We start from the raw sequence: 20521 nt of genomic DNA, 5'->3' as shown, positions 1-20521 counted from the left end.
CCCATCGGTTACCCTCCCTGCGATGGAGCCATTGGATTCGATCTACCGCTGGAGCGACCGCGTGCGCGACCGCGCGCGCGTTGACACGTTCTTCCGCTTTCTCGCCCGCCGCTTCCTCGACGACAACCTGTTCCAGGCCGCCGGCGCGCTGTCCTACACCACCGTGTTCGCGCTGGTGCCGCTGTCGATGGTGGTGTTCGGCGTGCTGTCCGCGTTCCCGATGTTCGGCGAATGGAGCGACAAGCTCAGCGACTACATCTTCTCCAACTTCGTGCCGTCGGCGGCGCGCTCGGTGGAGTCCTACCTCAAGCAGTTCTCGGCCAACGCCGGCCAGCTCACCGCCGCCGGCGTGATCGCCCTGGTGGTGTCGCTGCTGATCACACTCAACGGCGTGGAAGCGGCGTTCAACCGGATCTGGCGCGTGCATTCCGCGCGCCCGCGCATCGGCCGCTTCCTGATCTACTGGACCGTGCTGACCCTCGGCGCGCTGCTGGCCGCGGCCAGCCTGGCGACCTCGGCGCGGTTCTTCGCCCTGGGCGTGTTCGCCACCGAGCCCGGCCGCTGGCTCGAAAGCCTGCTGCTGCGCGGCGCGCCGATGGCGCTGGAGTGGCTGGCGTTCGCGGCGATTTATGTCGTCGTGCCGCACCGCACGGTGAAGTGGCGCCACGCCGTAGCCGGCGCGTTCCTGGCGATGGTGCTGTTCGAACTGGTCAAGGGCGGCATCGGCCTGTACCTGGGCAGCTTCGGCTCGTATTCGAAGATCTACGGCACCCTGGCGTTCGTGCCGATCTTCCTGCTGTGGATCTACCTGAGCTGGATCGCGGTGCTGCTGGGCGCCTCGCTGGCGTCCTCGATCGCCGCGTTCCGCTACCAGCCGGCCGCGATGCGGCTGCCGCTGGGCTTCGAAATGTACGGCCTGCTGCGCCTGCTGGCCCGCTTCGCCGAGGCGCGCAAGCGCGGCAGCGGGCTGCACATCGACGACATCCAGCAGCTCGAGCCGATGCTGACCGATTCGCTGGTCCAGCAGATGCTGGAACAGCTCGGCGACATCAGCGTGGTGCGGCGCGCCGAGAGCGGCGAATGGCTGCTGGCGCGCGATCTCGACGACCTGTCGCTGGGCGAACTGTACGAAGCCTGCAACCTGCGCATTCCCATCGCCGAAGCGATGCTGCCCTGCCGCGACGACTCGCTCGGCCAGTCGGCGGTGGCGGCGATGGACGAACTGCGCGTACCGCTGCGCGCGCTGATGAAGCGGCGCGTGTCCAGCATCCATGCCGAGGAGGACGCACCATGATTTCCACCGCCCGCCCCCGCCGCGCGCTGCCGCTGCTCGCCGTCGCGATCGCCGCGACGCTGCTCGGCGCCTGCCAGAAATCCGACGACCCCCGGACGGTCGACCGGACCGACGAGATCAAGCGCGCCGACGCCGAGCGCATCGCCGCGCAAGCCGCCGCGCCGGCGCCCGCCGACAAGCCGGCCGACACGCCCGCCGCGTCCGATGTTCCCGAACTGCGCATCGCCACCCTCGACGGCAAGACCTACGACCTGGCCGAACACCGCGGCAAATGGGTGGTGGTGAACTTCTGGGCCACCTGGTGCGCGCCGTGCATCAAGGAAATGCCCGAGCTGTCGGCGCTCGACGCGATGCGCGAGCACATCGAGGTGATCGGCCTGGCCTACGAGGAAATCGACAAGGCCGACATGGAGGCCTTCCTCAAGCAGCATCCGGTGTCGTATCCGATCGCGGTGGTCGACGTGGCCGATCCGCCGAAGTCGTTCGACACGCCGAAGGGGCTGCCGATGACGTATCTGATCGCGCCCGACGGCAAGGTCGCGGAGAAATTCCTCGGGCCAATCGATGCGAAGAAGCTTGAGGAGGCCATCGCCAAGGCTGGCGGGCCGAAGCCGGGCGAGAAGGCGCCGCCGGTTGAGGCAAGCAAGGGTGGAGCGAGCGCAGGCCACACCTGATGGCCGCAGCGCGCTTCTACGTCGCCGGCAAGGTACAGGGCGTGTGGTTCCGTGCAAGTACCCGCGAGCAGGCCGTGGCGCTGGAGCTGCGCGGTTACGCCAACAACCTGCGCGACGGCCGGGTCGAAGTGTTGGCGGTCGGCGACGAGGCGGCGGTCGAGCGTCTGGCCGAGTGGCTGCGGCAGGGGCCGCCGAATTCGCGGGTGGATCGGGTCGAACGCGAGCCGGCCGGCGAAGGCGAGGCGGGGGACGGCTTCGTCTGCGGCTGAACGGGCGCGTCGGCTGTTTATGTAGGAGCGGCGCGAGCCGCGACCGCGACAACGCAACCACCGCGAAACTTGCGGCGTAGTTGCGTTGTCGCGGTCGCGGCTCGCGCCGCTCCTACAAAAGGCAGCGGGTGAGGCCTAGGGCTTCGGAGAGGGGCGCTTGCGTACGGCGCTTCGGTTGGTCGCGGCTCGCGCCGCTCCTACAAAGGGCCGAAGCGCCAGCATCCTAGGGCCACCCCTAGCTCGGGCCAGCCCCGATTGGCGCGCGCCCGGCGCGGGAGTGCAATGGCGGCAGTCCCCCGCGGAAAAGGAGTTCTCCCCCATGCTGCCCATCGACGCCTACCGCCCCGCCAACTTCCCCGTCTGCCCGCCGACGCCGCCGCCGGCCGACCCGCGCGCGCCCGGGCTCAATCCGGTCAAGGCCGACGCCGGCCCGAACCAGTTCGAAATCGGCGTGCAGGGCCCCGATCCCGACCTCGCCGTCGGCGGCAGCCACGACCAGCAGGAACACCAGCGCGACGCGCTGCTGGCGCTGGCCACGCGCGGCTTCGCCAGCTATCTGACCGGCCACACGCCGGGCACGCCGCGCTATCCCAGCGACGGCGACGTCAGCAACATCCTGCGCGACCTGCAGCCGAACCCGCCGATCGGCGAGGTCGGCCGCGAAGTGACCCGCGCGGTGTACCAGAGCGATATCCCCAACGCCACGCCGCAGGAAGCCTACGACCACTTCGTGCAGAACCCCGACCAGGTGTTCGGCGCCGGCGGCATGGAAATCCGCCCGCCGGCGCAGCGCCTGGAAGACGGCGGCCGCTACATGCTCGAAACCGGCGGCCCGCCGCCGACCTGGCTGCCGGTCGAGATCCGCCTCGACGACAGCGCCCACGCCATCACCATCAACACCCTCGACGGCCACGTGCTGCGCGGCACCCAGACCTTCACCTTCACCGAGAACTGCAACGGCGGAACCACCCTGACCCAGGACGCCAGCTTCCAGGCCAGCACCCCGCTGGTCGGCGACATCCAGGAACTGGCTTCGGTCTCCGGCGGCCAGCACAACGCGTGGGAGAACGCCCACCGCGAGATCTACGGCCAGTTCAACGGCGACCAGGGCTACACCGGCATCGGCACCTCGGCGGTGAGCCCGGACCTGATCAAGGGCTGGGGCCAGATGCTGCTCACCATCGCCTCCGACCCCGGCAACTTCACCGATGTGCTGATCGACAGCGGCGGCGAACTCGCCAACGAGACCATCGACCAGTGGGGCGGCTGGGCCGGCGACGCCATGGACTGGGCCGGCATCCCCGGCGGCGGCGTGGTGCGCGACGTCACCGACACCATCGGCGACGGCCTCAGCGCCGGCGCCGACAAGGCCGGCGACTTCGTCGAGGGCGTGGTCGACTTCGTGTTCTGAGCCCGCGCCGGACGCTCGCGGCGGGTTCGCCCGACCGCCGCGACATCCGGTCGCTGCCTGACCTGTAGGAGCGGCGCGAGCCGCGACCGCGACAACGCAACTACGGCGAAACTGGCGGCGTAGCTGCGTTGTCGCGGTCGCGGCTCGCGCCGCTCCTACGCAAAAGCCAAAGCCCCGCTACAACGCGCCCAAGGTCTCCATCGCCCGCCCGTTGCGCCATTCCCGCTGCGCCTGCACGTGGCCGCTGCGGTCGAGGTAGTCGACGATCGAACGCACCGTCACCACCGGATAGTCGCCGCCGAGCCGGGTGCCGACCGGGTGGTCGGTGAACGCGACATTGGCGCTGAACAAGCCGCCGAGCACGCGCTTGGAATAGGGGATGCGCACGCGGTCGGCGCGGAAGCCGTCGCGCTGCGCCGCGGCGAACGCGGCAATGCGGTCGGCCGCCGGCGTCTGCGCCAGCGCCGCGCCGACGGTTTCCAGCACCCACGCGGTCGAGTTCTGGTAATCGGCGCTGCCGGGCCGCGCGATCAGGTTGTAGTGCGGCTGATGCAGCGCGCCCTGCGGCAACGCGCGCAGGCGGTCGGCCAGACGTTGCGCCAGCGCCGGCTCCAGCCAGACGATGCGCGCGTCCTGGTTGACCAGATCGTCGGCGAAGAAATTGACCAGGCCCTGTGCGTACAGATTGGAACGGTCGCTGCCGCATTCGTTGAGCAGATGCACCGCGGTCCAGCGCCCGGCCGGATGGTCGCGCACGACGAAGCCGACGTGGCTGTAGACCAGGCCTTGCGCCGACAGGTCGGTGCCGACCCGCGCCACCAGCGCCAGCGGCGCATCGCGCCGGTCCAGCGCATCGGCCACGGTCAGCGCGGTCTGCGCGGCGTCGGCGAGCTTGCGCGGCGCCATCGGCTCGTCGCTGCAAGCGGTGCCCGCACGTCCTTGTGCGGGCAGCAGCGCCAGCGCCGCCGCCAGCATCGTCGCGGTCATCAGCGTCCTGCCGGGCGCGCGCGATGCTGCGGCGGTGTTGCGCCGGCGCTGTCCCTGCACCGGGTCCCGCTCCCTGCCCAACTGTCCTGTGATGAGGTCCATCTCAGCTCAGCCGGCGGCTGTGCAGATGGCGGCGCGCCCGCTGATCGGGCACGAAACAGAACACGTGGCCGGCCGCGTCGCTGAGCAGCCAGCCGGCGGCGACCGCGGTGACGACTACCGACGCGCCGACCGCCAGACTGAGGTTGCGCGCCTGTTCGGCCGAGAGCTTGACCAGCACCGAAGTGCCCGCGCCGGCCGCGGACACGGTGACCGCGACGGCGTTGCCGCTGGCCTGGATCGTCGCGACCGAAAATTCCGCGCCGTTCGACAGCGCATGCGCGGCGTCGGTGGACGCGTCGGTCGATGCGTCGAACGCCAGCGCGCCCAGCGACAGGCTCAGATAACCGGCGTCCTTGAGATTCTTCGACGCGGCCTGCGCCGGCACCCCCGCCGGCAGCGCAACGACGGCGATCAACGCCATCGCAAGGGGAAACAGGCGTTCGGCGATCCTTGGCATTCGTGCCACCTCGTTGCGGGCTGCGGCCTAACTTCCGCGGCGGCCGTGCGGCTGGCAACGTGGATCGGCAAGGTCGCTCGGCTTTCCCTGCGAGGTAGCGTATTTTGCTACCCATGGCCCTCTCAATCGAACTCGTCGACGCCCTCAAGCGTTTTTTGCGCGCCCAGGACCTCACCTACCGCGACCTCGCCGGCCGGCTCAAGCTCAGCGAGGCGGCGGTCAAGCGCATGTTCTCGCGGCGGGCGATGAGCCTGGCGCGGCTGGAGGAGATCTGCGACGTGCTGGACATCGGCCTGGCCGAACTCAGCGCCGAAGCCGGGCGCGGGCGCGCGCCGATGGCCACGCTCAGCGAGGCGCAGGAGCAGGCGCTGGTCGACGAGCCGGCGCTGTTGCTGGCGCTGTTTTTGACCTTGAACCGCTGGAAGCAGTCCGACGCGCAAGCGCACTTCAACTTCGACGACGCGCGCTGGACCCAGTTGCTGGTGCGGCTGGACCGGCTCGGCATCATCGAGCTGATGCCCGGCAACCGCGGCCGCCCGCTGACCGCGCGCAACTTCCGCTGGCGCGCCGACGGGCCGATGGAGCGCTATTTCCGCCTCAAGCTGCTGCACGACTACTTCGCCGACCCGTTCGACGGCGAGCAGGACGTGCTGCTGCTGCTCAGCGGCGCGCTGAGCCCGGCCGGCATCCGTCAGCTCAAGCTAAGGCTCGGCGAGGTCGCGCGCGAGTTCGATGCGTTGCTGGCGCGCGATGCGGCCTTGAGCGCGCAGGAGCGGGTGGGGGTGAGCCTGGTGCTGGCGCAGAAGCCGTGGCTGTTGCAGCTGTTTCAGCCGTATCGGCGCTCGCAGGGCTGAGGTTTTGGCTTTTTGTAGGAGCGACGCGAGTCGCGACTGCGACAACGCAACTACGCCGAACCTTGCGTCATGGTTGCGTTGTCGCAGTCGCGACTCGCGTCGCTCCTACAGGGGGCGGCCGATCGGCGCGCTCAGTCGAACTCGGCGCTCGGCGGCACCGCCTTGCGCGCGAACATCGCCTCGGGGACCTCGACGAATTCCATCCGGTACGGCCCGCCGAGTTCCTCGGGCTTGAGCTGCGGGAATTGCTGGTAAAGCGGCGCGGTCACGCTCAGCAGCTCGCCGCTGACCCGGCCGATGTCCTCGCACAAGGCGCGGAACTCGTCGTGCGGCAACTGCGGCTGCAAATGCAGCAAATACCGGTTGAGCGTGGCGTTCATGCTCGCCAACAACAGGCTGGTGCGCTCGGCCTGTTCGCGGTCCATATCGCCTCCGGTGACGTGGTCAGTCCTTCTTGCCGCCCGTTTTTCCGATCGGCTTCAACACCCCGAACTTCTCCTTCGCCGGTTTGCCCTTGAGCGGCGGGAAGTCGAGCTTGGCCGGCGCCACGTCGGTGTCGGGCAGGCGCGAGAGCAGGTCGCGGATCAGGGTCAGCCGGCCCTGGCGCTGGTCGTTGAAGTCCACCAGCGTCCACGGCGCGTGCTTGCTGTGGGTGGCCTCGAGCATCGCTTCGCGGGCGCGGGTGTAGTCGTCGTAGTGGGCGCGCGCCTGCAGGTCGATCGGCGACAGCTTCCAGCGCTTGAGCGGGTCGTTGAGGCGCTCGGCGAAGCGCTCCTCCTGCATGTCCTGGTCGCAGCACAGCCAGTACTTGAACAAGAGGATGCCGTCGTCGACGAGCAGCTTCTCGAACACCGGCGCCTGCTTGAGGAAGGCCTTGACCTGCTCGGGCTTGGCGAAGCCCATGACTTGCTCGACGCCGGCGCGGTTGTACCAGCTGCGGTCGAACAGCGCGATCTCGCCGGCCGCCGGCAGATGCGGCACGTAGCGCTGGAAATACCACTGCCCGGATTCGCGTTCGCTCGGCTTGGACAAGGCCACGATGTGGCATTGGCGCGGGTTGAGGTTTTCCGAGATCGAACCGATCGCGCCGCCCTTGCCGGCGGTGTCGCGGCCTTCGAACAGCACCACCACGCGCTTGCCGCTGTGCTGCAGCCAGCGTCCCAGCGCCGCCAGTTCCAGTTGCAGCGGTTCCAGCTGCGCTTCGTAGTCCTTGCGCTTGAGCTTGCTCATCGGGCGGCCTTGTTGCGGACGGAAGCCTTCTTCTTCGCCGGCGTCTTGCGCGCGGCGCGCGGCGCGGCGGCGCGGCGGGTGCCGGCCATGCTCGCGGCGACTTCGAGCAAGGCGCCTTGCTGGCGGGTGTCGAGCGCGCGGTAGGCGGCGAGCAGGTCGTGTTCGCCCTGGGTGCGGGCCGGATCGAGCGTGCTCGCCAGCTCGGCCAGCAGCGCGCCGGCGGGAACGCCGAACGCGCGCGCCAGCGCATCGAGCTGGTCGCGGCCGGGCAGCTTCTCGCCGCGCAGCCAGGCGCTGACGGTGTTGGCGCCGGCGCGCGGGATCGCGGTGGCCAGGTCGGTCACGCTCAGGCCGCTGGCCTTGGCCAGCAAACGCAAGGTGGTGTCCAGCGACATGCGCATCACTCCTTGAGGCGGGGACGCAGAGTGGCGAGATTGCACGGGCGGGTGCGCGCGTCGAGCTGCGCGCCGACGATCTTTTCCCAGGCGGTGCGGCAGGCCGAGGTCGAGCCCGGCAGGCAGAACACGAAGGTGGCGTTGGCGAGCCCGGCGAACGCGCGCGACTGCAGGGTCGAGGTGCCGATCTCGTCGTAGCTGATCGCGCGGAACAGTTCGCCGAAGCCCGGCATTTCCTTGTCCAGCAGCGGCAGCAGCGCCTCGGGCGTGGAGTCGCGGCCGGTGAAGCCGGTGCCGCCGGTGACCAGGATGCCGTCGACGCCGGCATCGGCGATCCATTGCGACACCGCGGCGCGCAGCTGGTAGCGGTCGTCCGGCAGCAGCTTGCGTTCGACCAGGCGGTGGCCGGCGTCGGTCAGCGACTGGATCAGGTAATCGCCGGAGCTGTCGTTGGCGAGGGTGCGGCTGTCGGAAACGGTCAGCACGCACAGGTTCAGGGGGATGAAATCGCGTTCGGCGGTCATGCCGCCGAGACTAGCGCAAACCGGCCGCGGGCGGGGTTGCGGCGCAGCGAAGGCGTGCGCGCGCGCACCGGTCGGTTGCGCGGCCGGCCGGCTCAGCCGGCGGCGCGGCGATCCGCGCCGGTGGGCAGCGCCAGCGCGGCTTCCATGCTCGCGATCGCCTCGTCCAGTTGGGTGCGCTGCGATGGGTCCAGGTGCTCGGCCGCATCGGCCAGCAGGTTGGCCAGACGCAGCAGGCGGCGGCGGTGGCCGTGCGCGTCCAGGCGCACCAGGCGTCCGCCCATGTCGTCGTGCGCGGCGCCGCCGTGGGCGTTGGCGTGCAGGTAGCGCGACAGCAACAGGCGCAGGCGCTCGGCGCCTTCGGCGTCTTCCTCCGACCACGGCTCGGCGGTGCCGCGCACGGTTTCGTTCCATTCGGCGAAGCTGGTGCGCGGGCCGATGGTCAGGCGGCCGGCGTCGAGCTGATAGGCGTCGACCGGCGAACCGGCCCAGCGCACGTGCTCGACCTGTTCGTTGCGCAACAGCAGCAGCCAGCCGCTGGCGCCGTCGTCGAGCGGCGCTGCGAACAGGCCGGCCGGCCCGTGCTCGCCCGGGTTCCAGTCGGCGCGCGCGGCGGTGCCGGCGGCGGCGTGACGGGCGTGGCTGCGCGCCCAGGCCAGGGCCGGCGCCAGCACCTCCCGATCCGGCTGCGCGCCGACCAGCACTGCGTCGTCGCCGGCGACCACCGCCGCGGCATCGGCGGCCAGCGCGCCGAGCAGCGCGTCGGGCTGTTCGCGCAGGGCCGCGAACAGCGAAGACGATTGCGCCAGCGCCTGTTCCAGACGGTCGCGGTGCAGGCGCGCTTGGGCTTCGGCCGCGGCGCTGCGCTTGAGGTCGCCGGTGCTCAGCAGCAGCGACACGTAACGGCCGAACACGTCCGCGGCGATGCGCTCGCGCGGCCCGACCAGACGCGGCTGCGGATGGTGGCAGGCGATCAGCCCCCACAAGCGGCCGTCGACGATCAGCGAGATCGACATCGACGCGCGCACGCCCATGTTGCGCAGGTACTCCAGATGGATCGGCGACACGCTGCGCAGCATGTCGAAGCTCATGTCCAGCGGCGCGGCCTGCGCGGTCGTGCGCACCGGCACCGGGACGTAGCCGGCGTCCGGGATCACCCGCACCCGGTTCGCGAGGTACAGCGCGCGCGCTTGCGGCGGAATGTCGGACGCGGGAAAGCGCAGGCCCGCGTAGGAGCTGAGTTCGCCGCCGAGAGATTCGGCCACGACTTCGCCGGAGTGGTCGTGGCGGAACGCGTAGACCATGACCCGGTCGTAGCCGGTCAGCGTGCGCACCTGTTCGGCCACGGCCTGGAAGAACGCCGCCGCCTGCGCGCCGGCGTCGAGCCCGGCGATCATCGCGTGCGCTTCCAGCGGCTCGGCGCCGCCGCGCGCGGCGGGCTCCAGTTCGACGTGGATCAGGTCCGCGCGCACATGCACCGACAGGTGATGCAGCCCGCCCCAGACGCCGGCGTTGACCAGGCCGGCCAGACGCGGGAAATCGCCTGGGCGCGAGGCGGCGGCGGTGGCGCGGATCAACTCCAGCACGTGCCCGTCGAACAGTTCGTCGATGGGGTGGCCGAGCAAGGCGGCCGCGTCGGTGCCGAACAGTTCGCCGGCGTTGTCGGACGCTGCCGCGATCGCGCCGGTGCGCGGCGCGAACGCGAGCAAGGCGCCGTGCGGCTGGATCGCGCCGCTTAGATGGATCGGTTCGCGCGCGCAGGCGTCGTAGGCGGCCTGCAACTGGGGATCGGTCACGCAGATTCCTTTTGGATCAACCCGTCGGCGACCACGCCGAAGGCATGGCGCGCGCCGCGCACCGCGTCATCGCGCAGGCGGCCGTCGAGCATTTGCAGTTCGTCGAGAAAACGCGGCCAGCGATCGTCGCGGCGCGCGTGGTGCTGCAGGAACGCCAGCGGCAGGCCGGGCTCGCGCAGGCGCAGGCGTTCGGCGGCGCGCAGCAGCACGCGCGCGCCGAGCGCAGAACCTTCCAGCACATAGTTCGCGCCCATCCAGCACGAGGCCGGCAGCGGCGCCAGGCCGTGCGCCAGCGGCAGCAGGCCGAGGGCGCGCAGGTCCTGGCGCAGCAACTCGCCGCGGCGCGGGTCGAACCATTGCGTCCAAGCCGAACGCGCGTCCACCGCGGCCGGCGGCGTCGCCAACAATTCGACCAGGGCGAGCATGCCGAGCAGGTAGCGGACGTAGCCGTCGCGGTCGTCGAGACCGCCGGCGAGCGCTGCATCGAGATCTTGGTGTTGGCGCGCGGTAGCGGTGCGCAATTCCAGGTGCAGCGTGTTCACGGGCGATTCGGCGAACGGCGAAAAGACGGCCAGTCTACGCATTGAATTCCTCCGCGTCAGGACGCGTCTGCGGCGTCTGAATCGTTCATTTCCATGCTGCGACCGTAGCCGCGCTCGCGAACGTTCGACGTGAAAAACGGATCGACGCGATGTTAACCACCGACGCGCGCGCAGGCTGCGACAGCCGCGAATGCGCGCTTACCCGCGCACCGGCCCCTGCAGCGGCGCCGGCGCTTCGCCCTTGCGCTGGCGCCGCGCCATCGCCAGGGTCATCGCGGCGAAGTCGACCGCGAAGCCGTCCATGTCGAACAAGCCGCTGTCGCTGCGGCGCGCGGCCAGTTCCGCGCGCAGCGCCGCCAGCGCGGCGGGATCGTTGCCGAGCGCGACCGCACGGGCGACGAAGGCTTCGTCGTCGGCGACGTTCATGTAGCCCAGGCCGAGATGGTGGTTGAGGCTGCCGGCCACGCGCGCGGCGAAGGTCGCGCCGGGCGCGGTCAGCACCGGGCAGCCGGCCCACAGCGCGTCGGACGCGGTGGTGTGGGCGTTGTAGGGATGGGTGTCGAGGAACAGATCGGCGTGGCGCAGCCGGGCCAGATAGTCGGCATGCGGCTGCTTGCGCATGAACACCAGCCGCGCCGGGTCGAGGCCGCGCTGGGCGGCGGACTCGCGCAGCCTCGCGTCGGCGTTGCCGGGCCCCGACAGCAGCCACAGCACGCTGCCGGGCACGCCGCGCAGCACCTCCAGCGCGCGGGTCATGCTGCGCGGGTTGAGCTTGTAGCTGTTGTTGAAGCAGCAGAACACCACGCCCTGCGCGGGCAGGCCGCAGGCGGCGCGGTCCGGCGGTTCGGCGACGGTGCGGGCGGTGTCGGACGGCTGAAAGCAGCGCGGCAGCCAGGCCACGGTTTCGCTGAAGTCCGCGGCCATCGCCTCGGGCAGGACGAAGCGGTCGGCGAGCACGTAATGGATCCACGGCGCGGCGCTGGTGCCCGGATAGGCCAGCCAGTTCACCTGCACCGGCGCCGGCCGCATCGCCAGCACTTCCGGGGTGCCGCCGCCGCCCCAGCCGCGCAGGTCGAACAGCACGTCGATGCCGGCGCCGCGGATGGCGTCGGCGATGCGCGCGTGCGGCTGCTGGGCGACGTCGTGGAGTTCGTCGGCGGCCTCGCGCAGGCGCCGGCGCAGCTGGCTGCCGTCGTCGCGGTTCAGCGCGAACAGATGCACCTGCAAGCCGCCGCGGCGCTTGAGCGCTTCGAACAAGGCCACGGTCAGCAGACCGGTCGGGTGATTGCCGAAGCCGTTGGAGAGGAAGCCGGCGCGCACCGGCGCGTGCGCGTCCTTGCGCGGCGCCGGCGCCAGCGTGCGCACCGCGCGCGCGATCGTCGAGGCGCGCAGGCCGGCGCAGCGGCGCTGTTCGGCGGCGCTGGCGTCTTCGCTGAGGAAGCCGAACGGTTCGACCGAGGCTTGCGCGCGCGCGACCGCGTCGCGCACCTGGCGCGAGAGCCGGTCGAGGTCGCGCCAATCGCACAGCTTGCGTCGCCATGCCAGCAGGTACGCGGCGATCTGCGGTTCCTGCGGCGCCAGCGCATAGGCGTGGGCGTAGGCGGCCAGCGCGCCTTCGCCGTCGCCGACGTCTTCCAGCGCGTGGCCCAGCCACACCGCCATGCCGGGATGGTTCGGCGCCGCGCGCGCGGCCGCGCGCAGGCTGTGTACCGCCTCGTCGCGCCGGCCGAGCATCCACTGCGCGCGGCCCAGCCGCGCCAGCGCTTCGGGATGGCCGGGGCGCAGTTCCAGCGCGCGCCGCGCGGCGAGTTCGCCGGATGCGGCGTCGCCGGCGTCGAGTTCGTGTTCGGCCAGCATCACCCAGCCCATCGCATCGCTGGGGTTGGCGCGCAGGGACTGGCGCAGCGCGGCGCGCGGATCGGTCATGGCGCGGCCCGCGGCGCTCAGGCTTGCGCCGGCGGCAAGCCAGCCTGCGCCAGCGGCAGGTGATACCGCTGAGTGCCGTCGAAGCGCAGCCAGCCGGCGCCGTCGTACAGCGCCTGGGCCTGGGCGTTGTCGTGGTTGGTTTCCAGCTCCAGCCGCGCGGCGCCGTCGGCGCGGGCGAAGCCGGCGGCGGCGTCGAGCAGGGCGCGGGCGACGCCGCGGCGGCGCGCGTGCGCTTCCACGTACAGATCGTTGAGCACCCACACCCGCGCCGCGCGCACCGACGAGAAGGTCGGGTAGAGCTGGACGAAGCCGGCGCCGTCGGCGCCGTCCAGGCTCGCCAGCAGCAGCGCCGAATCGCCGCGTTGCAGACGCTCGCCGATGAAGGCGCGCGAGACCGCCTCGTCGTTGCGCTGGGTGTAGAAGTGGCGGTAGCGGTCGAACAGCGGCGCGACGAGGTCGAGGTCGGCGGCGCTGGCGCGGCGGATGGCGAGGCTCATGCGGAAGTCGGCGCGGCGGGGGAGGGCCGATTATGGCCGCAGGCCGGGGGCGGCGTCATGACTGCCGACGGGCAATCGAAGCCGCGCGATCCCCCTGTAGGAGCGGCGCGAGCCGCGACCGCGACAACGCGGCTGCGGCGCAAGGTTCGGCGTAGTTGCGTTGTCGCGGTCGCGGCTCGCGCCGCTCCTACAAAAAAACCTCAGCCCGCCGACAACTGCGCCAATTCGTCGGCCTGATGCTCATGCAGCAACCGCCCGATCAACCCGTCCAGTTCCCCCGCGATCACGTTCGGCAGGTCGTACAGGGTCAGCCCCTCGACCCGGTGATCGGTGATCCGCCCCTGCGGGAAGTTGTAGGTGCGGATGCGCTGGCTGCGGTCGCCGCTGCCGACCTGCAGGCGCCGGTCCTGCGCCTGCGCCGCGGCGGCCTTGGCCGCGGCGGCGTCGGCCAGCATCGCCTGCAGGCGCTTGAGCGCCTTGTCGCGGTTGGCGTGCTGGCTGCGCTCGGTCTGGTTCTCGACCACGGTGCCGGTGGGGACGTGGGTGATGCGGATCGCCGACTCGGTCTTGTTGACGTGCTGGCCGCCGGCGCCGGAGGAGCGGAAGGTGTCGATCTTCAGGTCGGCCGGATTGATCTCGATCGGCTCGCCTTCCGGCTCCACCGCGATGATCGCCACGGTCGCCGCCGAGGTGTGGATGCGGCCCTGCGATTCGGTCTCCGGCACCCGCTGCACGCGGTGGGTGCCGGACTCGAACTTGAGCTTCGAATACGCGCCGCGGCCTTCGACCCGGGCGATGATTTCCTTGTAGCCGCCGTGCTCGCCGGCGTTGGCCGACTCGACCTCGACCTTCCAGCCTTGCCGCTCGGCGTAGCGCGAATACATCCGGAACAGGTCGCCGGCGAAGATCGCCGCCTCGTCGCCGCCGGTGCCGGCGCGCACTTCCAGGTACAGGTCGCCTTCGTCGCGCGGGTCTTTCGGGATCAGGTGCGCCATCAGCTCGACGTCGAGCCGCTGCAGGCGTTCCTGCGCGGAGGCGATCTCCTCCTCGGCCAGCTCGCGCAGCTCCGGATCCGCGCGCATCGCTTCGGCCGCGGCGAGGTCGGCCTTGGCCTGGGTTTCCGCGGCCAGCGCCAGGGTCACCGGTTCGAGCTGGGCGAACTCGCGCGAGCATTTGCGGAAGCGCTCGTTGTCGCCGATCACGCCGGGGTCGGCGAGCAGGCGTTCGAGTTCTTCGCGGCGTTCGGCCAGGGCTTCGAGTTTGCGGCGCAGGCTGGGGGTCATGGAGCCGGGATTCGGGATTGGGGATTCGGGATTGGTTGCGGCGCGGCGAAGCAGCGGCGGCGTTCGCTAGCGCTCGTCCGCCTCGTTCGCCTCGACCGCCGGCGAATCGGCTTTTGCCAATCCCGAATCTCCAATCCCGAATCCCGGCGCGGCCGGGAACAGCTTGTCCGCCGCCCGCGCCAGCTCCGGATTGCCGGTCAGCGCCGCTTCGCGCAAGGCGACGGTCGGCGCGTGCAGCAGGCGGTTGGTCAGGGTGTGGGCGAGGAAGTTCAGCACTTCGGCCGGATCCTGCCCGGCGGCCAGCTGTGCGCGCGCCTTGGCCAGGGTTTCCTCGCGCGCGGCCTCGCCGTGGTCGCGCAGGCGCTTGATCGGCGCGGTGCGGGTGCTCGCGGCCAGGGTTTCGACGAAGCGCGCCACCTGCAGCTCGACGATGGCTTCGGCCTCGGTCGCGGCCTCGCGGCGGCTGCGGCGGTTGTCTTCGATGGCGCGTTCCAGATCGTCCACGGTGTACAGGAATACGTCCTTCAGTTCGGCCACGTCGGCGGCGATGTCGCGCGGCACGGCCAGGTCGAGCAGCAGCATCGGCCGGTGCCTGCGCGTCGCCAGCGCCGCGGCGACCTGCGGCTTGCGCAGGATCGGTTCGCGGCTGGCGGTGGCGCTGAGCACGATGTCGGCCTCGGCCAGATGGCGGTCGAGTTCGCTCAGCGGCAGCGCCACGCCGCCGTGGCGGGTGGCCAGGTCCTGGGCGTGGGCGAGGGTGCGGTTGGCGATCAGCAGGCGCTTGGCGCGGGCCTGGACCAGATGCCGCGCGGCCAGCTCGACGGTTTCGCCGGCGCCGACCAGCAGCACGCTGGAGTCCTCGAGCCGGGCGAACGACTCCTGCGCCAGGCGCACCGCGGCCGAGGCCACCGACACCGGATTGGCGCCGATGCGGGTGTCGGTGCGCGCGCGCTTGGCGGTCGAGAACGCCTGCTGGAACAGCCGGTCGAGCTGGCCGCCGAGGGTGCCGGCGCCGCGCGCCGCGGCCCAGGCGTCTTTGACTTGCCCGAGGATCTGCGGCTCGCCGAGCACCAGCGAATCCAGGCCGGTCGCGACCCGGAACAGATGCCGCACCGCCTCGGCGTCGCGATGGCGGTACAGATAACCGTGCAGGTCGCCGCTGTCGTCGGGATGGGTCGCCAGCCATTCGGCCAGGGCGCGGCCGTCGTCTTCGGCGACCGCGTAGATCTCGGTGCGGTTGCAGGTCGACAGCAGCGCCACCTCGCGCACCGGCGCCAGCGCGCGCAGCGAGGCCAGCGCGGCCGGCACCGCGTCGCCGGCGAACGCCACCCGTTCGCGCAGGCTGACCGGCGCGGTCTGGTGGTTGAGGCCGAGGACGAACAAGCTCATGGGGTTAGGCGCCGCCCCGCGTTTCGCGCGCGCGCCGCGACCGTCCCGGGCGAGCGGGAAAGTTCCATCGAACGGCGGCGGGCGCGGGACATCGGTTCAGGCGCTTGCGATAAGCTGCGGGCTGCTGAAGGCCGCCATTCTACCGGCCCACTGGTCCCCCCGTGGCTTCTCACGATTCGATTTGCTCGATCGGTCCAATAGACAGCGCCGAACACAAGCCCGAAACCCCCGTCCGCCGGCGCGCGCCGCTGGCTGCCGCGCTGTTGCTGGCGGCTGTGGGCTGGAGCGCCGGCGCCGTCGCCAGCGCTCCGGTCCCGACGGCCGGCGCGGTCGCCGAACCCAGCGCCGCCGCGCTCGCCGCGGCCCGCGCCGCGATCCAGGCCGGCGCCGCCAAGGACCCGACCGGGGCCTCGCTTGAATCGCTGCTGGTCGGCGAGTTCGCGCTGCAGTCCGGCAAGCTCAACGAAGCCTCCACGGCCTATCTCAAGGCCGCGCGCGCCGCCGCCGACCCGGTGCTCGCCGAGCGCGCCACCAGCATCGCCCTGGTCGCGCGCGAAGACGCCACCGCCGCCGAGGCCTTGGCGCTGTGGCGCAAGCTCGGCGCCCAGGGCAGCTCGCTGGCCGCGGCCGAGGCGACCTTGTCGCTGCGCCGCGGCGACGAACGCGCCGCGCTGCGCCAGTTGCAGGCGCTGATGACCGCCGCGCCCGACACCGGCTGGCGCCAGGCGCTCGGCGTGCTGACCGCCGGTTCCAAGGACCCCAAGCAGACCGCGCGCATGGTCGAGAAGCTGGTCGACGGCGGCCACCTGCCCAAGCGCAACCTGATGGCCTGGGTCGCCTTCGGCGGCCTCGCCCAGCGCCTGGACCAGCCGCAGCTGACCGAACGCATCATCGACGAGGTGGTGCGCCGCTTCCCCGGCGAGCCGCGGGTCGGCCTGCTGCGGGTCAGCCAGCTGCGCGACGAAGGCAAGACCGAGGAGGCCACCCGCCTGCTCGCGACCCTGGAGCCGCTGGCCGACACCGACAACAACCTGCGCGCGCTGGTCGCCGAACAGTACGAAGGCCTCAGCGATTTCCAGAAAGTCGCCGCGGTGCTCGCGCGCGGCCCGCAGGACGACCAGACCTACGCCCTGCGCGCGTCGTACCTCGCCCGCGCCGACGACAAGCCGACCCTGACCGCGCTCTACGACGAGCTCAGCGCCAGCGCGGCCAAGCCCGATCCGGCGCGGCGCCTGCTGCTGGGCCAGTTGGCCGAATACCTGCAACGCTTCGACCAGGCCCTGAGCTGGTATCAGGGCGTGCCCGGCGGCCCGCAGCGCGAAATCGCGCGGCTGCGCGCGGCCAACGTGCTGCACAAGCTCAAGCGCGGCGACGAATCCTTCGCCGCATTGCGCGCGATCCAGTCCGACGCCTCGGCCGAGGACGACACCCGCCGCGACGCCTACATCCTGGAAGCCAACCTGCGCGCCGAGGACAAGAACGTCGCCGGCGAGAACGAGGCCTTCGCGCGCGGCCTGGCCGCGTTCCCGGACGAACCCGAGATCCTCTACGCGCGCGCCCTGAGCTGGGAACGCCGCGACGACGTGGCCCGCGCCGAAGCCGACTTCCGCCGAATCCTGGTCGCCGAACCCGACAGCGTGGCCGCGCTCAACGCGCTCGGCTACACCCTGGCCGACCGCACCACGCGTTATCAAGAAGCGCTGGAGCTGATCGAGCGCGCGCGCACTGCCGAGCCGGACAACGCCGCCATCGTCGACAGCTACGGCTGGGTGCTGTACCGCCTGGGCCGGGTCAAGGAGGCCGAGGTCGAGCTGCGCCGCGCCCTGACCATGCAGAAGGACGCCGAAATCGCCGCGCATCTGGCCGAACTGCTGTGGGAAACCGGCCGTCGCGACGAAGCGCGCAAGTACTTCGAGCAAGGGCGCAAGATCGATGCCGACAACCGCTCGTTGCAGCGCGCGCTGAAGAAGTACGGCTTGTGAGCGCGGCGGTCGCGAATGCGGACGGTGTCGTCGACGCCGTCGCCGGGAATGCCGGACGGGCGGCCTCGAACGAGGCGGTCGCGTTCGCGGGCGCTGCCCGCGCCAGCGCGGCTGCGCGCGTCCGCTTCGGCGCGGTGGCGATTCTGGCCGCGTTGCTGAGCGCTTGCGCCGGCCCGGGCGTGCGTCCCGGCGCGCCGGCCGGGCATGTGCTGCCGGCCGCGGACGCGGCCGCGCGCGAAGCCGCCCGCGCCGCGCGCGTGCGCGCCGCGGCGCAGTGGTCGCTGAGCGGCCGCATCGCCGTGTCCAATGCCGGCAAGGGCGGCAGCGGCCGGATCGAATGGAGCCAGCGCGGCGCCAATTACCAGGTGGCGCTGAGCGCGCCGGTGACCCGGCAGAGCTGGCGCCTCAGCGGCGGCGCCGACGGCGCCCGCCTGGAAGGCCTGGACGGCGGTCCGCGCGAAGGCGCGGACGCGGCCGAACTGCTGTTCCAGGCCACCGGCTGGGACATCCCGGTGGCCGCGCTCAGCGACTGGCTGCGCGGCCTGCCGGCCGGCGCCGGCCGCGACGCGCGCATCGTCCCCGGCCCCGACGGCCGCCCGCAGTCGATCGCCCAGGGCGGCTGGACCATCGCCTACGAATGGCCGGCCAGCGGCGACCTGCCGTCGCGGCTAGACGCGCGCCGCGATTCGGCGCGGGTGCGGCTGATCGTGGACCAGTGGCAGGACGGGGCGACGGCCCCGGCCCGCTGAACCGACCGAGCCGTAGCGATGTCCGACGCCCCGAACGACCCCGCCTGGTCGGCCTGGCCCGCCCCGGCCAAGCTGAACCTGTTCCTGCGCATCGTCGGCCGCCGCGCCGACGGCTACCACCTGTTGCAGACCGTGTTCCGTCTCCTCGACTGGGGCGACAGCATCCGCTTGCGCCCGCGCGCCGACGGCCGCATCGTCCGCCACGGCGGCTCGGTGGCCGGCGTGGCCGAGGCCGACGATCTCACGGTGCGGGCCGCGCTAGCCCTGCAAAAAGCATCTAGTTGCAGCCAAGGTGCAGACATCGTCATCGAAAAGCGCATTCCAGCCGGTGGCGGCTTCGGCGGCGGCTCGTCCGACGCGGCGACCGTGCTGGTCGCCCTGGATGCGCTCTGGGGCACCGGTCTGGGCGTCGACGCCCTGGCCGAACTGGGCCTCGGTCTCGGCGCCGACGTGCCGGTGTTCGTGCGCGGCGACAACGCCTGGGCCGAGGGCGTCGGCGAGGACCTGCGCCCGCTGGAACTGCCGCCCGCCTGGTACGTGTTGGCCGATCCGGGCGTGCACGCCCCGACCGCGGCGCTTTTTCGTTCCCCCGAATTGACGCGGGATGCCGCGCCCGCGACAATGGCGGACTTCGTTTCGGGTAAACCGCTCGGGAATGCGTTCGAGCCGGTGCTGCGTCAGCGCGAGGCCGCCGTCGAGGCCGCCTTCGCCGCCTTGGCGCGGATCGGATCGCCACGCCTGACCGGGTCCGGCAGCGGGTGTTTCGTCGAGTTCGCCGCGCGCGAATCCGCTGAAGCCGCATTGGCGGAACTGCCGCCGGGCCTGCGCGCCTGGACGGCGGCCGGAGCGCAACGTTCGCCGTTGCGCGCCGCGCTCGAAACCAACCGGCGCGGTTGAGCCTTCCGGCTTCGCCGCGCCGCGCAGCAAGTTCGGTTCCACCTCGCGTTCTACAAGGTTTCCGCAGGGGCGTCGCCAAGTGGCCCAAGGCACCGGGTTTTGATCCCGGCATTCGTAGGTTCGAATCCTACCGCCCCTGCCATTTCGTTCCAGGGATTGGAGATTTGGGATTCGCGATTCGCAAGCCGCGCTTGCCGAATCGCGAATCCCAAATCCCGAATCCCGGCAACAGCCGCCCGGTCAGAGCGAAGCGGAGTAAATGACAGTGCAAAACGATCGCAACCTGCTGGTTTTCAGCGGCAACGCCAACCGGCCGCTGGCCGAGGCCGTGTGCAAGGAGCTCGGCATCCGGCTCGGCAAGGCCCTGGTGGGCCGCTTCTCCGACGGCGAAGTGCAGGTCGAGATCGAGGAGAACGTGCGCCGTCAGGAAGTGTTCGTGATCCAGCCGACGAACGCGCCGACGGCCGAGAATTTCATGGAGCTGCTGGTCCTGATCGACGCGCTCAAGCGCGCATCGGTGGCCAACGTGACCGCGGTGGTGCCGTACTTCGGCTACGCCCGCCAGGATCGCCGTCCGCGCTCCTCGCGCGTGCCGATCACCGCCAAGGTCGCGGCCAAGATGTTCGGCGCGGTCGGCGCCGACCGGGTGCTCACGGTCGATCTGCATGCGGATCAGATCCAGGGCTTCTTCGACATCCCGGTCGACAACGTCTACGCCTCGCCGCTGCTGCTCGCCGACATCTGGCGCGCGCACGGCACCGACAACATGGTCGTGGTGTCCCCGGACGTCGGCGGCGTGGTGCGCGCGCGAGCGATCGCCAAGCGCCTGGACGACGCGGACCTGGCGATCATCGACAAGCGCCGTCCGCGCGCCAACGTCGCCACGGTGATGAACATCATCGGCGACGTGTCGGGCAAGACCTGCGTGCTGGTCGACGACATCGTCGACACCGCCGGCACCCTGTGCGCGGCCGCGGCCGCGCTGAAGGGGCAGGGTGCGCTCAAGGTCGTCGCCTACTGCACCCATCCGGTGCTGTCGGGCGCGGCGATCGACAACGTGATGAAGTCGCAGCTCGACGAGCTGGTGGTGACCGACACCATCCCGCTCACCGCCGCGGCCCGCGCCACCGGCCGCATCCGCCAGCTCAGCGTGGCGGAACTGCTGGCCGAGACGATCCGGCGCATCGCGTTCGGCGAATCGGTCAGCTCGCTCTACGTCGACTGACCCAACGGATAAGTTTCAGGGCTCATCTGGTCGCGGATGAG

21 protein-coding genes and 1 tRNA gene are annotated in these 20521 nt (G+C 71.4%); 10 read left to right on the top strand and 12 right to left on the bottom strand.

Annotated features, from left to right (window positions below; genetic code table 11):
• Positions 1-22 precede the first annotated feature (22 nt).
• The 4 genes from JHW38_RS09945 (at position 23) to JHW38_RS09930 (ending at position 3648) form a co-directional block, all read left to right on the top strand.
• A complete protein-coding gene (locus JHW38_RS09945; RefSeq protein ID WP_207525760.1) occupies positions 23-1294 on the top strand; it encodes a YihY family inner membrane protein in 1272 nt (423 codons plus the stop codon).
• A complete protein-coding gene (locus JHW38_RS25460; RefSeq protein ID WP_207525759.1) occupies positions 1291-1968 on the top strand; it encodes a TlpA family protein disulfide reductase in 678 nt (225 codons plus the stop codon). The genes JHW38_RS09945 and JHW38_RS25460 overlap by 4 nt, the downstream gene beginning before the upstream one ends.
• Entirely contained in the window at positions 1968-2237 is a 270-nt protein-coding gene (locus tag JHW38_RS09935) for an acylphosphatase (protein WP_207525758.1), read from the top strand. Before JHW38_RS25460 ends, JHW38_RS09935 begins: the two co-directional genes overlap by 1 nt.
• Before the next feature lie 319 nt (positions 2238-2556).
• Positions 2557-3648 carry an SRPBCC family protein gene (locus tag JHW38_RS09930; protein ID WP_207525757.1) on the top strand — a complete coding sequence of 364 codons (1092 nt, stop codon included), beginning with the start codon at positions 2557-2559 and terminating at the stop codon, positions 3646-3648.
• 177 nt (positions 3649-3825) lie between these two features.
• On the opposite strand, the gene JHW38_RS09925 is transcribed toward JHW38_RS09930, so the two are convergent.
• Positions 3826-4635 (bottom strand): DUF2145 domain-containing protein, encoded by an 810-nt coding sequence (locus JHW38_RS09925; RefSeq protein WP_207525756.1) that lies wholly within the window; start codon positions 4633-4635, stop codon positions 3826-3828.
• Between the two features lie 103 nt (positions 4636-4738).
• The gene (locus JHW38_RS09920; protein WP_207525755.1) at positions 4739-5194 is read right to left on the bottom strand and encodes a hypothetical protein; all 456 of its coding nucleotides are present in this window, start codon (positions 5192-5194) and stop codon (positions 4739-4741) included.
• A gap of 113 nt (positions 5195-5307) precedes the next feature.
• Here JHW38_RS09920 and JHW38_RS09915 point away from each other — a divergent pair, with 113 nt between their 5' ends.
• On the top strand, positions 5308-6048 hold the full coding sequence (locus JHW38_RS09915) for a helix-turn-helix domain-containing protein (RefSeq protein ID WP_207525754.1): 741 nt from the start codon (positions 5308-5310) through the stop codon (positions 6046-6048).
• A gap of 131 nt (positions 6049-6179) precedes the next feature.
• On the opposite strand, the gene JHW38_RS09910 is transcribed toward JHW38_RS09915, so the two are convergent.
• The 10 genes from JHW38_RS09910 to hemA form a co-directional block, all read right to left on the bottom strand.
• Positions 6180-6473 carry a hypothetical protein gene (locus JHW38_RS09910; protein WP_207525753.1) on the bottom strand — a complete coding sequence of 98 codons (294 nt, stop codon included), beginning with the start codon at positions 6471-6473 and terminating at the stop codon, positions 6180-6182.
• 19 nt (positions 6474-6492) lie between these two features.
• A complete protein-coding gene (gene ppk2, locus JHW38_RS09905) occupies positions 6493-7278 on the bottom strand; it encodes a polyphosphate kinase 2 (RefSeq protein ID WP_207525752.1) in 786 nt (261 codons plus the stop codon).
• On the bottom strand, positions 7275-7673 hold the full coding sequence (locus JHW38_RS09900; protein ID WP_242691306.1) for a helix-turn-helix domain-containing protein: 399 nt from the start codon (positions 7671-7673) through the stop codon (positions 7275-7277). Before JHW38_RS09900 ends, ppk2 begins: the two co-directional genes overlap by 4 nt.
• Positions 7674-7678: 5 nt before the next feature.
• On the bottom strand, positions 7679-8197 hold the full coding sequence (moaB, locus tag JHW38_RS09895) for a molybdenum cofactor biosynthesis protein B (RefSeq protein WP_207525751.1): 519 nt from the start codon (positions 8195-8197) through the stop codon (positions 7679-7681).
• A gap of 92 nt (positions 8198-8289) precedes the next feature.
• Positions 8290-9990: a GAF domain-containing protein gene (locus JHW38_RS09890; protein WP_207525750.1), complete on the bottom strand. Its 1701-nt coding sequence runs from the start codon at positions 9988-9990 to the stop codon at positions 8290-8292.
• On the bottom strand, positions 9987-10532 hold the full coding sequence (locus tag JHW38_RS09885; RefSeq protein ID WP_207525749.1) for a biliverdin-producing heme oxygenase: 546 nt from the start codon (positions 10530-10532) through the stop codon (positions 9987-9989). Before JHW38_RS09885 ends, JHW38_RS09890 begins: the two co-directional genes overlap by 4 nt.
• A gap of 198 nt (positions 10533-10730) precedes the next feature.
• On the bottom strand, positions 10731-12458 hold the full coding sequence (locus JHW38_RS09880) for a tetratricopeptide repeat protein (RefSeq protein WP_207525748.1): 1728 nt from the start codon (positions 12456-12458) through the stop codon (positions 10731-10733).
• Positions 12459-12475: 17 nt separating this feature from the next.
• Positions 12476-12955 (bottom strand): GNAT family N-acetyltransferase, encoded by a 480-nt coding sequence (locus JHW38_RS09875; protein ID WP_207525747.1) that lies wholly within the window; start codon positions 12953-12955, stop codon positions 12476-12478.
• Between the two features lie 200 nt (positions 12956-13155).
• The gene (gene prfA, locus JHW38_RS09870; RefSeq protein ID WP_207525746.1) at positions 13156-14238 is read right to left on the bottom strand and encodes a peptide chain release factor 1; all 1083 of its coding nucleotides are present in this window, start codon (positions 14236-14238) and stop codon (positions 13156-13158) included.
• 66 nt (positions 14239-14304) lie between these two features.
• Complete coding sequence (gene hemA / locus JHW38_RS09865) at positions 14305-15627, bottom strand: glutamyl-tRNA reductase (RefSeq protein WP_207525745.1); 1323 nt, start codon at positions 15625-15627, stop codon at positions 14305-14307.
• A gap of 374 nt (positions 15628-16001) precedes the next feature.
• Here hemA and JHW38_RS09860 point away from each other — a divergent pair, with 374 nt between their 5' ends.
• From JHW38_RS09860 to JHW38_RS09840, 5 genes are all read left to right on the top strand, one after another.
• Positions 16002-17609: a tetratricopeptide repeat protein gene (locus JHW38_RS09860; RefSeq protein ID WP_428995316.1), complete on the top strand. Its 1608-nt coding sequence runs from the start codon at positions 16002-16004 to the stop codon at positions 17607-17609.
• Positions 17610-17743: 134 nt separating this feature from the next.
• Complete coding sequence (gene lolB, locus JHW38_RS09855; protein WP_207525744.1) at positions 17744-18358, top strand: lipoprotein insertase outer membrane protein LolB; 615 nt, start codon at positions 17744-17746, stop codon at positions 18356-18358.
• A gap of 18 nt (positions 18359-18376) precedes the next feature.
• Positions 18377-19255: a 4-(cytidine 5'-diphospho)-2-C-methyl-D-erythritol kinase gene (gene ispE / locus JHW38_RS09850; RefSeq protein WP_207525743.1), complete on the top strand. Its 879-nt coding sequence runs from the start codon at positions 18377-18379 to the stop codon at positions 19253-19255.
• A 65-nt stretch (positions 19256-19320) separates the two neighbouring features.
• Positions 19321-19397 (top strand) — tRNA-Gln (locus JHW38_RS09845).
• Between the two features lie 123 nt (positions 19398-19520).
• Positions 19521-20480: a ribose-phosphate diphosphokinase gene (locus tag JHW38_RS09840; RefSeq protein WP_207526320.1), complete on the top strand. Its 960-nt coding sequence runs from the start codon at positions 19521-19523 to the stop codon at positions 20478-20480.
• Positions 20481-20521: the final 41 nt, after the last annotated feature.

Source organism: Lysobacter enzymogenes (assembly GCF_017355525.1).
Taxonomy (GTDB): Bacteria; Pseudomonadota; Gammaproteobacteria; order Xanthomonadales; family Xanthomonadaceae; genus Lysobacter; species Lysobacter enzymogenes_C.
Note: the sequence above shows the minus strand (reverse complement) of the source record. Positions and strands in the feature narration are given on the sequence as shown.

Excerpts from the sequence above, each read along its gene's own strand:
- JHW38_RS09945 (WP_207525760.1), top strand. The coding sequence starts at position 23 with ATGGAGCCATTGGATTCGATCTACCGCTGGAGCGACCGCGTGCGCGAC.
- JHW38_RS25460 (WP_207525759.1), top strand. The coding sequence starts at position 1,291 with ATGATTTCCACCGCCCGCCCCCGCCGCGCGCTGCCGCTGCTCGCCGTC.
- JHW38_RS09935 (WP_207525758.1), top strand. The coding sequence starts at position 1,968 with ATGGCCGCAGCGCGCTTCTACGTCGCCGGCAAGGTACAGGGCGTGTGG.
- JHW38_RS09930 (WP_207525757.1), top strand. The coding sequence starts at position 2,557 with ATGCTGCCCATCGACGCCTACCGCCCCGCCAACTTCCCCGTCTGCCCG.
- JHW38_RS09925 (WP_207525756.1), bottom strand. The coding sequence starts at position 4,635 with ATGACCGCGACGATGCTGGCGGCGGCGCTGGCGCTGCTGCCCGCACAA.
- JHW38_RS09920 (WP_207525755.1), bottom strand. The coding sequence starts at position 5,194 with ATGCCAAGGATCGCCGAACGCCTGTTTCCCCTTGCGATGGCGTTGATC.
- JHW38_RS09915 (WP_207525754.1), top strand. The coding sequence starts at position 5,308 with ATGGCCCTCTCAATCGAACTCGTCGACGCCCTCAAGCGTTTTTTGCGC.
- JHW38_RS09910 (WP_207525753.1), bottom strand. The coding sequence starts at position 6,473 with ATGGACCGCGAACAGGCCGAGCGCACCAGCCTGTTGTTGGCGAGCATG.
- ppk2 (WP_207525752.1), bottom strand. The coding sequence starts at position 7,278 with ATGAGCAAGCTCAAGCGCAAGGACTACGAAGCGCAGCTGGAACCGCTG.
- JHW38_RS09900 (WP_242691306.1), bottom strand. The coding sequence starts at position 7,673 with ATGTCGCTGGACACCACCTTGCGTTTGCTGGCCAAGGCCAGCGGCCTG.
- moaB (WP_207525751.1), bottom strand. The coding sequence starts at position 8,197 with ATGACCGCCGAACGCGATTTCATCCCCCTGAACCTGTGCGTGCTGACC.
- JHW38_RS09880 (WP_207525748.1), bottom strand. The coding sequence starts at position 12,458 with ATGACCGATCCGCGCGCCGCGCTGCGCCAGTCCCTGCGCGCCAACCCC.
- JHW38_RS09875 (WP_207525747.1), bottom strand. The coding sequence starts at position 12,955 with ATGAGCCTCGCCATCCGCCGCGCCAGCGCCGCCGACCTCGACCTCGTC.
- prfA (WP_207525746.1), bottom strand. The coding sequence starts at position 14,238 with ATGACCCCCAGCCTGCGCCGCAAACTCGAAGCCCTGGCCGAACGCCGC.
- hemA (WP_207525745.1), bottom strand. The coding sequence starts at position 15,627 with ATGAGCTTGTTCGTCCTCGGCCTCAACCACCAGACCGCGCCGGTCAGC.
- ispE (WP_207525743.1), top strand. The coding sequence starts at position 18,377 with ATGTCCGACGCCCCGAACGACCCCGCCTGGTCGGCCTGGCCCGCCCCG.